This window comes from Nonomuraea sp. NPDC052116 (assembly GCF_040680035.1).
Classification (GTDB): domain Bacteria; phylum Actinomycetota; class Actinomycetes; order Streptosporangiales; family Streptosporangiaceae; genus Nonomuraea; species Nonomuraea angiospora_A.
This window is the reverse complement of record NZ_JBFAWA010000004.1, coordinates 294,854-306,445: the sequence shown is the minus strand read 5'-3', so window position 1 is coordinate 306,445 and position 11,592 is coordinate 294,854. Positions and strand designations below refer to the sequence as shown.

The 11,592-nt window shown below is 72.0% G+C and carries 12 protein-coding genes; 9 read left to right on the top strand and 3 right to left on the bottom strand.

What is annotated here, in order from left to right:
- Positions 1 to 91 precede the first annotated feature (91 nt).
- From AB0L65_RS09500 to AB0L65_RS09460, 9 genes are all read left to right on the top strand, one after another.
- Positions 92 to 706 (top strand): 50S ribosomal protein L25/general stress protein Ctc, encoded by a 615-nt coding sequence (locus AB0L65_RS09500; protein ID WP_364242423.1) that lies wholly within the window; start codon positions 92 to 94, stop codon positions 704 to 706.
- A gap of 63 nt (positions 707 to 769) precedes the next feature.
- On the top strand, positions 770 to 1,354 hold the full coding sequence (pth, locus tag AB0L65_RS09495) for an aminoacyl-tRNA hydrolase (RefSeq protein WP_350725826.1): 585 nt from the start codon (positions 770 to 772) through the stop codon (positions 1,352 to 1,354).
- Positions 1,355 to 1,462: 108 nt separating this feature from the next.
- The gene (locus AB0L65_RS09490; RefSeq protein WP_364242420.1) at positions 1,463 to 2,902 is read left to right on the top strand and encodes a sugar transferase; all 1,440 of its coding nucleotides are present in this window, start codon (positions 1,463 to 1,465) and stop codon (positions 2,900 to 2,902) included.
- Entirely contained in the window at positions 2,902 to 3,666 is a 765-nt protein-coding gene (locus AB0L65_RS09485) for a 3'(2'),5'-bisphosphate nucleotidase CysQ (RefSeq protein WP_364242417.1), read from the top strand. Before AB0L65_RS09490 ends, AB0L65_RS09485 begins: the two co-directional genes overlap by 1 nt.
- Positions 3,667 to 3,686: 20 nt before the next feature.
- Positions 3,687 to 4,601, top strand: coding sequence for a sulfate adenylyltransferase subunit CysD (gene cysD, locus AB0L65_RS09480; protein WP_350725820.1), 915 nt, complete (start codon positions 3,687 to 3,689; stop codon positions 4,599 to 4,601).
- Positions 4,601 to 5,863 carry a sulfate adenylyltransferase subunit CysN gene (gene cysN / locus AB0L65_RS09475; RefSeq protein WP_364242414.1) on the top strand — a complete coding sequence of 421 codons (1,263 nt, stop codon included), beginning with the start codon at positions 4,601 to 4,603 and terminating at the stop codon, positions 5,861 to 5,863. Before cysD ends, cysN begins: the two co-directional genes overlap by 1 nt.
- 87 nt (positions 5,864 to 5,950) lie before the next feature.
- Positions 5,951 to 6,847 carry a sulfotransferase gene (locus AB0L65_RS09470; RefSeq protein ID WP_364242412.1) on the top strand — a complete coding sequence of 299 codons (897 nt, stop codon included), beginning with the start codon at positions 5,951 to 5,953 and terminating at the stop codon, positions 6,845 to 6,847.
- Positions 6,844 to 7,725 (top strand): glycosyltransferase, encoded by an 882-nt coding sequence (locus tag AB0L65_RS09465; RefSeq protein WP_364242409.1) that lies wholly within the window; start codon positions 6,844 to 6,846, stop codon positions 7,723 to 7,725. Before AB0L65_RS09470 ends, AB0L65_RS09465 begins: the two co-directional genes overlap by 4 nt.
- Positions 7,722 to 8,618, top strand: a complete 897-nt coding sequence (locus AB0L65_RS09460; protein WP_364242406.1) for a WecB/TagA/CpsF family glycosyltransferase — start codon at positions 7,722 to 7,724, stop codon at positions 8,616 to 8,618. Before AB0L65_RS09465 ends, AB0L65_RS09460 begins: the two co-directional genes overlap by 4 nt.
- On the opposite strand, the gene AB0L65_RS09455 is transcribed toward AB0L65_RS09460, so the two are convergent.
- Genes AB0L65_RS09455 through AB0L65_RS09445 form a run of 3 tightly spaced genes read right to left on the bottom strand, consistent with a single transcriptional unit; the run spans position 8,608 to position 11,587 of the window.
- The gene (locus AB0L65_RS09455; RefSeq protein WP_364242403.1) at positions 8,608 to 9,492 is read right to left on the bottom strand and encodes a sulfotransferase; all 885 of its coding nucleotides are present in this window, start codon (positions 9,490 to 9,492) and stop codon (positions 8,608 to 8,610) included. The two genes, AB0L65_RS09460 and AB0L65_RS09455, sit on opposite strands and share 11 nt — an antisense overlap.
- Positions 9,489 to 10,754, bottom strand: coding sequence for a polysaccharide biosynthesis C-terminal domain-containing protein (locus AB0L65_RS09450; RefSeq protein WP_364242400.1), 1,266 nt, complete (start codon positions 10,752 to 10,754; stop codon positions 9,489 to 9,491). Before AB0L65_RS09450 ends, AB0L65_RS09455 begins: the two co-directional genes overlap by 4 nt.
- On the bottom strand, positions 10,742 to 11,587 hold the full coding sequence (locus AB0L65_RS09445; RefSeq protein WP_364242831.1) for a sulfotransferase domain-containing protein: 846 nt from the start codon (positions 11,585 to 11,587) through the stop codon (positions 10,742 to 10,744). Before AB0L65_RS09445 ends, AB0L65_RS09450 begins: the two co-directional genes overlap by 13 nt.
- Positions 11,588 to 11,592 lie beyond the last annotated feature (5 nt).

Below are 11,592 nucleotides of genomic sequence, written 5' to 3'. Positions count from 1 at the left end.
CTGGCCCGGTTGCGCTCGTAACGCCTTCCGCTAGGGCGGGTGAGGGAGAGCGCCGACACCCACCAGACTCCAAGCATCCCTAGGAGATGTCATGTCCGAAGTACGTATCGCCGCCGAGCCGCGCAGCGAGTTCGGCAAGGGCGCCGCTCGCAAGATCCGCCGCGCCGACAAGGTGCCCGCGGTTCTCTACGGGCACGGTATCGACCCCAAGCACCTGACCCTGCCCGGCCACGAGGTGCTCCTCGCGCTCCGCACGCCCAACGTGCTGATCCACCTCAAGGGTGAGGGCGTCGACGAGCTGGCCCTGCCCAAGGGCGTGCAGCGTGACCCGATCAAGGGCTTCGTCGAGCACGTCGACCTGCTGCTGGTCAAGCGCGGCGAGAAGGTCACGGTCGAGATCCCGGTCAACACGGTCGGCGACGTCCACACCGACGGCCTGCTCGACCTGCAGCTCGTCGCCGTCGCCGTCGAGGCCGAGGCCACCCACATCCCGACCGGCGTCGAGGTCGACGTCGAGGGCCTGGAGGTCGGCACCGCCATCACGGCCGCGCAGCTCGCGCTGCCGAAGGGCGCCACGCTGGCCGCCGACCCCGAGTCCGTCGTGCTCCAGGTGATCGCCAAGCCGGTCGAGGCGCCGGAGGAGGCCGCCGAGGCCGCCGAGGGTGTGGTCGCCGAGGGCGAGACCGCAGAGGCTTCCGCCGAGTAACGGTCCGATTCGTGAACGGGGCGGCCGGACTCGAGCCGCCCCGTTCCGCTGTTAGGGGTGCAGATGGATCGCTGGCTGATCGCCGGCCTGGGCAATCCCGGGCCCGAATACGCGGGCAACAGGCACAACGCGGGCTTCATGGTGCTCGACGAGCTCGCGGCCAGGGCCGGCGGGCGGTTCAAGGCGCACAAGAGCAGGGCCGAGGTGTGCGAGACCAGCACCGCGATCCTGGCCAAGCCCCTCACCTACATGAACCTCTCCGGCGGGCCCGTCAAGGCGCTCTCCGACTTCTACAAGATCGGCCCGGAGCGGCTGATCGTCGTCCACGACGAGCTCGACGTGCCGTACGGCGCGCTCAGGGCCAAGCTCGGCGGCGGCGACAACGGCCACAACGGCCTCAAGTCGATCACCAAGGTCCTCGGCACCCGCGACTACCTGCGGGTCCGCTTCGGCATCGGGCGCCCGCCCGGGCGCATGGACGCGGCCTCCTTCGTGCTGCGGGACTTCGCCACCATGGAGCGCAAGGACCTGCCCTTCCTCGTGGACCGGGCGGCCGACGTCGTGGAGTCGCTGATGTCCCGCGGCCTCGAAGTCACCCAGAACGACTTCCACCGGTCTGATCTGCATATTTCGGGCCCTCCACGCTGATCGCCACATAGGTCCGTTCGCCGGTTCCCTGCCTCTCCCGCAGCTACCATCTGTGACTGTCCGTTCAGGAATGGTCACCTGGAGGCATGCGTGCGGGGTGAGGGCTTCATGGCCGTCGTCGGACCGGGCCATGTGGCCTCCTGGCGAGTCAGCCCACGCACGCCCACCTGGGTCCGCTCCTACCGCTTCCGCGCGGTGCTGGGCGACCTCTGCGGGGCCTGGGTGGGGTCCGGGCTCGCCTTCTACGTGCGCTTCGGCGAGCTCACGCCGTATGTGCTGCCGTACCTGCTGGTCAGCCTGGCCCTGCCGGTGGTGTGGGCGTTCGCGGTGGCGCTCAACCGCGCGTACGAGCCGCGCATGCTCGGCGTCGGCTCCGAGGAGTTCCGCCGGGTCGTGCAGTCGGGCGTCGCGCTGACCGCGGGCACCGCCATCGGCTCCTACCTGACCAAGACCGACGTCGCCCGGGGCTACGTCGTGCTCGCGCTGCCGCTGGTGACGTTGCTCACGCTGCTCCTCAGGTACGCCCTGCGCCGCTCCCTGCACCGGCGCAGGGCGGCGGGGGAGTGCATGCGCAAGGTGGTCGCCGTCGGGCACGAGACGTCCGTCGAGGAGCTGGTGCGGCTGTTCCGGAAGGAGCGCTACCACGGCATGGACGTCGTGGCCGCCTGCCTGCCGGGGGGCGTGCCGGGCGACTTCGTGAGCGAGGTGCCGGTGGCCGGCGACCTCAGCGACGTGCCGATCGTGGTCGACCAGTTCCGCGCCGACACCGTGGCCGTGCTGGCCTGTCCCGAGATGGACGGGCAGGCGCTGCGGCGGCTGGCCTGGCGGCTGGAGCGCACCCACACCGACCTGGTGGTCGCCCCGGCGCTGATGGACGTGGCGGGCCCGCGCACCATGATCAGACCGGCCGCCGGGCTGCCGCTCCTGCACGTGGAGCACCCCGAGCTGGGCGGGGCCAGGAAACTGGTCAAGAACATCTTCGACCGGCTGGTCGCCACCGCGCTGCTGGTGCTGCTCGCGCCGCTGCTGGTGGGACTGGCGGTGGCCGTACGCGTGACGAGTCCGGGACCCGCGCTGTTCAGGCAGACCAGGGTCGGCAGGGACGGGCGGCTGTTCACGATCCTGAAGTTCCGCACCATGCGACGCGGCTCCGAGCAGCAGAAGATCACCTTGGTCAGCGACCGCGACGGCGTGCTCTTCAAGATCAGGAACGATCCCCGGGTCACGCCGCTCGGCACGCGGATGCGCCGCACCTCGCTGGACGAGCTGCCGCAGCTCATCAACGTCGTACGCGGCCACATGTCGCTCGTCGGCCCCCGGCCCCCGTTGCCGGAGGAGGTGGCGCGCTACGGCGACGACGTGCGCAGACGGCTCCTCGTACGCCCCGGGATGACGGGCCTGTGGCAGGTCAGTGGTAGATCTGACCTATCGTGGGAGGAATCCGTCCGCCTCGATCTGCGTTATGTCGAGAACTGGTCCCTCACGCTCGACCTCCAGATCCTGTGGAAGACTTGGTCGGCCGTCGCCCGCGGGCAAGGAGCTTATTGATGACGATTCGCGACGACCACGCACTCGCCGCTGATCTGGCCACCGAGGCGGGCGAGCGGCTGCTGCGCATTCGCGAGCGCACCGGGTTCGGCGACTCCTCCGCCCTGCGCGCGGAGGGCGACCGGGCCTCCCACGTCTTCCTCATGGAGTCGCTGGCCAGGCTCCGTCCCAGCGACAGTGTGCTGTCGGAGGAGGCCACCCGCGAGGAGCGGCTCGACCCGCGCCGGCTCAGCGCGTCCCGGGTGTGGATCGTGGACCCGCTCGACGGCACGCGCGAGTTCGCCGAGGAGGGGCGGTCCGACTGGGCCGTGCACGTGGCGCTGTGGGAGGGCGGCAGGCTGACCGCGGGCGCCGTGGCGCTGCCCGCCCAGGGCCGCACGCTGACCACCGCGGAGCCGCCCGGGCCGCGCTCCTTCGACGGGGGGCGGTTCCGCATCGCGGTGAGCCGCACGCGCCCGCCGGAGTTCGTGCAGAAGCTGGCCTACCTCCTCGGAGCCGACCTGGTCCCCATCGGGTCCGCCGGGGCGAAGATCTCGGCGGTGCTCACCGGCGAGGTCGAGGCGTACGTACACGCCGGGGGCCAGTACGAGTGGGATTCCGCCGCGCCGGTCGCCGTCGCCCAGGCCGCCGGGGCCCACGCGAGCCGGATCGACGGCTCCGAGCTGACCTACAACCAAGCCGACCCGTCACTACCGGATATCCTGGTTTCCCTACCTGAGCTAGCGACATCGCTGCTCAGCGGGATTCGGGACCTGCACCGCTAAAACCGCCGGAGGAAGCTCCCATGCTCCAGCGCGACTACACGACGTCGCAGCTCGACGTGCTCGAAGCCGAAGCCATTCACATCATGCGCGAGGTTGCGGCCGAGTTCGAGCGTCCCTGTCTGCTCTTCTCCGGAGGCAAGGACTCGATCGTCATGCTCCGCATCGCGGAGAAGGCGTTCTGGCCCGCGGCCATCCCGTTCCCGCTCATGCACGTCGACACGGGTCACAACTTCGACGAGGTCATCGACTTCCGCGACCGCCGCTCCACCGAGCTCGGCGCGCGGCTGATCGTGGCCAGCGTGCAGGACTCCATCGACGCCGGACGCGTGGTCGAGGAGACCGGGCGGCGCGCCTCGCGCAACCGCCTGCAGACCACCACGCTGCTCGACGGGATCGAGGAGCACGAGTTCGACGCGGTCTTCGGCGGCGCTCGCCGCGACGAGGAGAAGGCCCGCGCCAAGGAGCGGGTCTTCTCCTTCCGCGACGACTTCGGCCAGTGGGACCCGAAGAACCAGCGCCCCGAGCTGTGGAACCTCTACAACTCGCGCATCCGCAAGGGCGAGCACATCCGCGTCTTCCCGCTGTCCAACTGGACCGAGCTCGACGTCTGGGACTACATCAGGCGCGAGGGCATCGAGATCCCCTCCATCTACTTCGCCCACACCCGCAAGGTGTTCGAGCGCGACGGCATGCTGCTGCCCGACTCCGAGGTCGTGCAGCGGGGTGACGACGAGCCGCTGTTCGAGGCCGTGGTGCGCTACCGCACCGTGGGCGACATGACGTGCACGGGCGCCGTGCAGTCCACGGCCGCCACGGTCGAGGAGATCATCGAGGAGATCGCGGCCACCCGGATCACCGAGCGCGGGGCCACCAGGGCCGACGACCGCGCGTCGGAGGCCGCGATGGAGGACAGGAAGAGGGAAGGCTACTTCTAATGGACATTCTTCGCTTTGCCACAGCGGGAAGTGTCGATGACGGTAAGTCCACCCTCATCGGACGGTTGCTCTTCGACTCCAAGGCGATCTTCGAGGACCAGCTGGAGGCGGTCGAGCGCACCTCGCGCGACCGGGGCACCGAATACACCGATCTGTCGCTGCTGACCGACGGCCTGCGGGCCGAGCGGGAGCAGGGCATCACGATCGACGTGGCGTACCGCTACTTCGCGACGCCCCGGCGGAAGTTCATCATCGCCGACACGCCCGGCCACATCCAGTACACCCGGAACATGGTCACCGGCGCCTCCACGGCCGACCTGGCGATCATCCTCATCGACGCCCGCAAGGGCGTGCTGGAGCAGTCGCGGCGGCACGCGTTCCTGACCACGCTGCTGCGGGTGCCCCACCTGGTGCTGGCCGTCAACAAGATGGACCTGGTCGGCTACTCCCAGGAGCGGTTCGACGAGATCAAGGAGGAGTTCACGGCGTTCGCGTCCAAGCTGAACGTCGCCGACCTCACCTTCATCCCGATCTCCGCGCTCAACGGCGACAACGTGGTCTCGCGCTCCGAGAACATGCCGTGGTATCTCGGCACGTCGCTGCTGCACCACCTGGAGAACGTCCACATCGCCTCCGACCGCAACCTGGTCGACGTGCGCTTCCCGGTCCAGTACGTGATCCGCCCGCAGCGGGCCACCGAGCAGGCCTTCCACGACTACCGCGGCTACGCGGGCCAGGTCGCGGGCGGCGTGCTGAAGCCCGGCGACGAGGTCGTGCACCTGCCCTCGGGGCTCACGACCCGCATCGCCTCGATCGACACCTTCGACGGGCCGGTGGAGGAGGCGTTCCCGCCCATGTCGGTGACGCTGCGCTTCGAGGACGACCTCGACATCTCGCGCGGCGACATGATCGCCCGGCCCAACAACCAGCCGCAGGTGGCGCAGGAGCTGGAGGCGATGGTCTGCTGGATGGCCGACGGGCTCAAGCTGACGCCGCGCTCCAAGCTGACGATCAAGCACACCACCCGTACGGCCCGTGCCATGGTGCGCGACCTGCACTACCGGCTCGACGTCAACACCCTGCACCGCGACGAGGAGGCGACCTCCCTCGGCCTCAACGAGATCGGGCGGGTGTCGCTGCGGATCACCCAGCCGCTGTTCGTGGACGACTACGCGCGTAACAGGCTCACCGGCGGCTTCATCCTGGTGGACGAGGCCACGAACGGCACCGTCGGCGCCGGCATGGTCATCGACGCCCGTTAGGTAGATCTTTCCGGGTTCCCCGACCTTCGGTTACTCTCCGCGATAGGGTCTTCGCGTTCCGTGTTCACGACGTGAAGGCCCTTTTTCGTGACCGACCGCGAAAGCACCACCCGGGTCATCTACCTGGGCGGCCTCGGGCGCAGTGGCACCACACTGCTCGAGCGGCTCCTGGGCGAGCTGCCGGGAGTGGTCGCGCTCGGTGAGGTCGTGCACCTCTGGGAGCGGAGCGTGCTCGCGGGGGAGCTGTGCGGGTGCGGCGTGGCCTTTCCCGACTGCCCCTTCTGGCGGCAGGTGGGGGAGCGGGCGTTCGGCGGATGGAGCCCGGCGCTGGCCGGGAAGGTCCTGACGCTGCGGCGCCGGGTCGACCGCACGCGCAGGATCGCGCGGATCGCGCATCCCGACCTGGCCGAGTACGTGCAGGCGTACCGGCTCCTGTACGAGGCCGCGGGCGCGCCGGTCGTGATCGACTCCAGCAAGCACGCGTCGCTGGCCTGCTGCCTGGTGGCCGCCGGGGTGGACGTACGGATCGTCCACGTGGTCAGGGACCCGCGCGCCGTCGCCCACTCCTGGGCCAGGACGGTGCGGCGCCCCGAGGACGGGCGGCCCATGACCCGGTGGCGGCCCGCCCACACGGCCGTCCACTGGACGGCCCAGAACGCCGCGCTGGAGCTCCTGCCGGGACGCGGGGCCCGCGTCACCAGGGTCCGTTACGAGGACCTTCTCGCCGCGCCCGGGCCCACGCTCAGCTCTCTGGCGCTCGGGCTCGGCCTGGCGGAGCCGGAGCTGCCGTTCCTGGACGGTCGCACGGCCTGGCTCGGGCCCTCCCACACCGCGTCCGGCAACCCGATGCGCTTCCACGTGGGGCGGATCGAGCTGCGCCCGGACGACGCGTGGGTGACGGGCCTGCAAGAGGGCGACCGCCGGGTGGTCAACGCCCTCACGTGGCCGCTCAGGGCCCGCTACGGCTATCGGGGGTTCGCGTGACTCCCTCCATAGGGGTGGTGATCCCGACCCGGGGCGACCGCCCGGCGCAGTTGCGCGAGGCGGTGGAGTCGGCGCTGGCCCAGGACTACCCGGGTCACCTGTCCGTGGTGGTGGTCGCCGACGGCGCCGCCCCTGGGGACATCGAGGTGCCTGCCTGTGTCCCGGTCCTGCCGAACACGCTCACCCCGGGCCTCCCCGGCGCCCGCAACACCGGCATCGCGGCCTGCGACACCGACCTCGTCGCCTTCTGCGACGACGACGACGTGTGGCTGCCCGGCAAGCTCGCCGCCCAGACGCGGGCGCTGGCCGAGCGCGGCGGCGAGTTCGCGAGCTGCGGCATCGAGGTGGAGTACGGGCACCGCCGCGTGGCCCGCCTGGCCGGCTGCGACACGGTGACGGCGGACGACCTGGTCCGCTCGCGCATGGTGATGGTGCACTCGTCGACGTTCCTGTTCGAGCGCGGCGCGCTGCGGGTGGACGAGAGCGCCCCGGGCGGCCAGAACGAGGACTGGGACCTGGCCCTGCGCGCCGCCGGACGCCGGCCGATCACCCATGTGGACCGCCCGCTCGTCCGGGTGCGCTGGGGTGGATCCCACTATGTCGCCCGATGGGCGGACCGCATTGCCGGGCTCGACTGGATGCTCGCCCGGCACCCCGAACTGGCCGTGGACCCGCGCGGCGCGGCACGGGTCTACGGCCAGCTGGCCTTCGGCCACGCGGCGCTCGGCCACCGCCGCGAGGCCGTCCGCTGGGCCGTGCGCGCCATGGGGGCCCGGGCCGGGGAGCCGCGCGCCCCGATCGCCCTGGCGGTGGCGGCCGGCCTCATCTCCGCGCCGGCGGTTCTTTCCGCACTTCACCGTAGGGGGCACGGCATTTGACTCGCACCGAGACCACCACTGCGCACGTACCGCTCCAGCGCCTCCCCGAGGCCCCGCGCCAGGACGCCATCCCGTCTCCACCCACCCTCCCCGACGGGCCGCCGCGCGCGCGGGCGGCGGCCTCCGTCCGCTGGTGGGATCGGGTGCGGGTGGGCGGGATCGGGGTGGACGCGCTCACCGAGGACGAGGTGGTCCGGTGGGTGGAGGCCGAGTTGGAGGCCGGCAGGGGAGGCCGCATCGTCACCCCGAACGTCGACATCTGCCGCGCCGCCGCCACCGACCCCGCACTCCGGGAGCTCGTGTGCACCGCCGAGCTGGTGGTGCCCGACGGGATGCCGCTGGTGTGGGCGGCCAGGCTGCTCGGCACCCCGGTGCCCGAGCGGGTCACGGGCGCGGACCTCATCTGGTCGCTCAGCAAGCTCGCCGCCCGCCGGGGCTGGCCCGTCTACCTGCTGGGCGGCCCTCCCGGCGTGGCCCGCAGGGCCGGCAAGGAGCTCACGAGCTGTCATCCCCGGCTGCAGGTGTGCGGGGTGCACGCGCCGCCGTACCACTTCGACACGACCCCCGCGGGGAGCGCGCGCGTCCGGAGGATGGTGGCCGCGGCCCGGCCGAGGGTGGTGTTCGTCGGGCTCGGGTTCCCCCGGCAGGACCGGCTCATCGCCGACCTGAGGGAGGAGCTGCCGGAGGCGTGGTTCGTGGGGTGCGGGGCGGCGATCGCGTTCGCCGCCGGCACGGTCTCCAGGGCGCCGGAATGGATGCGCAGGGCCGGGCTGGAGTGGGCGTACCGGCTGGGCTGCGAGCCGGGGCGGCTGGCGCGCCGCTATCTGGTCGACGACCTGCCGTTCGCGGCACGGCTGCTGGGAGGCAGCCTGGTCACCCGCCTCATGAGGTGAGGGCGCGGACCCGGGCCGCGTCCCGCGGGCTGAGCCCACGGGCGGCGTCGTCGAGCGCGCGGCGGGAGTCCATGGGGCGGTAGGCCGTGCGGGACAGGCCCGACCAGGCGAACCCCGTGCCCGCCCCGGACGGGCCCGTGCAGGCCCGCGTGATGCGGCGTTCGGCCGCGGGCGTCCATGGCAGGCCGGCGTAGGCGTACAGGCCGCGGAAGCCGGTCAGCGGGTCGGCGGCCAGCGACTCGTACGAGGTGACGCGGACGCCGGGCGTGCGGTCCAGGATCGCGCGGGTCGCCCGCCACAGCGCGGCCGCCTTGGCGAGGCGGTCCTGGGAGCCGACGAGCGCGCGCAGCTCCAGCAGCTCGGGGTGGTCGCGGACCAGGAGCGGCTGTTCGAGCAGCTCGTGGAAGTAGACCGTCCAGCCGAGCCGCTGCCAGCTCGCCACGAACGACACCGGATCCCGCACCAGCGCGATCACCCGGCAGCCCAGGGAGGCGGCGAACCAGCCCGCGCTCAGCACCGCGAACGGGTCGTCCAGCAGTGCCCGGCGGCCCCTCAGGCGGCCGACGGCGAAGGCGGTGCCGTAGCGGAGCAGGCGGGCCAGGTCGTACGGGGAGCGGTTGGCGCGCAGCTCGGAGAGCCAGCGGTAGCGCAGGGCCACCGTGTCGCGGAAGGCGGGCAGCCAGTCGGCGGCGTTGTCGTCGCAGATGTACTGGAACCGGTGGGTCACGGTGGCCCTGAGCACGCCCGGGCAGCGGCCGGGTGGGTGCTGCGGGTTGAGCGGCTCGTTGACGTAGACCAGGTCGCCGCCGGCGGCGAGCATCTTGCCGGTCCAGCTCGTACCACTCCTGGGCAACCCCGTCACCAGGACCGTCATACCGTCCTCCGGTGAAGGAGAGCGGGCAGGGTGTGGCGGCCGAAGGGGTGGAGGCCGTAGCGGCGGTGCAGTTGCCACAGCGGGAGGAGGTTCTTGACGAGCACGCCGCCCGACCAGCCGATGACCGCCCCGAACGCGCCGTGGACGGGGATCAACGCCACGTCCAGCGCCACCGTGCAGGTGATCGCCGCCACCAGGTTGAGCAGGCTCGTGCCCGTGTGCCCGGCGGCCGTCAGCACGACGTCCACCATCCCACAGGCCGTCGCTACCATCATCGTCCCCGCCAGCACGAGGGCCACCGGGACCGCGGACCCGTACGTGGGGCCGAAGAGCCGCAGCAGCCACGGCGCCAGCGCCGCGTACGCCAGCCACACCGGCCACGTCAGCAGCACCAGCCAGATCGTGGCGGTCTGGTACAGCTCCCCGGCCCGCGCCCGCTCGCCGTCCGCGAGCGCGCTCACCAGCCGAGCCTGTACGGCCTGCGCCAGCCCCTGGCTCGCGAGCTGCCCGACCACCTTGAACCGGGTGGCGGCCGTGTAGACGGCGGCCTGCGCGGGCCCGCCGAGCAGCGCGACGACCACGATGTCCAGCCGCTGGAACACCGCCTGGATCGCCCCCGCGACCGACCGGGGAGCCGTGTGCCGCCACAGGTCGCGGGTCGTCCCCGGCAGGTACGGGCTCCGCGGCACCCGCCCGCGCAGCTCTGCCCAGGCGATGACCGCCACCAGCGCGTACGGCGCCCCCCACGCCACCGGCAGCCACGAGACCGCCCCCGACAGCGCGGCGCAGGTGACCAGCGCGAGCTGCGAGAAAGGCACCAGCAGCCCGTCCACGAGCACGGTGGGCCGCATGGCCCCGAACCCCCGGGTGGCGGCCAGCAGCACGTCCCCCACCACCATGACGGGCAGGATCGCGGCGAGCGGCCCCAGCCGCGGGTAGAGCACGACCCCCGCGACGCAGGCGGCCACCACACAGGGCACGAGCGCCGCCCGGATATATCCGGATATGCCGAGATAGTCGTACGTCTTCGCCCGCGCGATGAAGAACACGAGCCCGTTCCCCGCGTCCAGCTTGGCGATCCCCGCCGCCATGAGGGCCATCGCGGTGACAGTGAAGAACGCCCCGGCGTCGGCCGGACTGAACGCCCTGGTCACGACCATCACGAGGACGAACTGCGCGACCGCCCCGCAGCCCGCCCCCAGCACCCCCGCGATCCCGCCACGCCGCAGCCGCCGGTCCGCGACCGCGGTCACCGCCGCCACGAAGGCTCCGCTCCCAGCCACCGCACCAGCCGGGCGTCGTACGGCTCGAAGTGGTCGCGCAGCTCCCGCGCCAGCACCCGCGGCACCGGCCGCGGGAGGGGGCGGCCGTTGTGCCGCTCGAACAGCGGAAAGCCGAGATGCGGCACGCCCAGGAACGCCAGCACCCGGTCGTACGCGGTCTCCGGCTCGGCGAAGAACCGATGGCTGTCGAGCACCAGGATCCGCTCGCGGCCGACCAGGGCCTCCAGCCGGTCGAGCTGGTCGGCGTAGCGCCCGCGGGCCACGTACGCGTGGTGGCGGTGGGAGTGGTGCAGGGAGAAGGGCGACTCGCGCAGCGCCTCCTCGGCCCCCGCCAGCCGCTCGGGCTCCAGCTCGATCGCGTGCTCGAGCAGCGACTCCGTCTCGTAGCCCCTGGCCAGCTCGTGGGCGTGGGCCGAGCAGGCGCGTTCGACCGGATCGCGTACCAGCACGATCAGCCGCACCTCGGGCAGGTCGGCGGCGATCCGCTCACCGGCCAGCGGATGGAACAGGTAATAGGGGGACGATTCGAACGCCAGCGCCCGCGAGCCGTACCGGTGCTCGACCAGCCCGGCGCTCATCCGCAGCGGGAAGTGCGCCTGGTACCAGTGCTGTCCCCGCGCGTAGCCGACGTCGAAGTAGTGCACCCCCTTGTGCAGCACCGGCTTGAGCAGCAGCGGATGCTGGGCCAGCGCCCGGTACAGCGAGGTCGTGCCGCACCGCTGCGCCCCCGCGATCAGGAACGACGGCAGCACCCGCACCCCCGACGTGATCCTCCCCGTGGCGCGTGACAGCGACAGCACCGACCGTTTCATGGTCT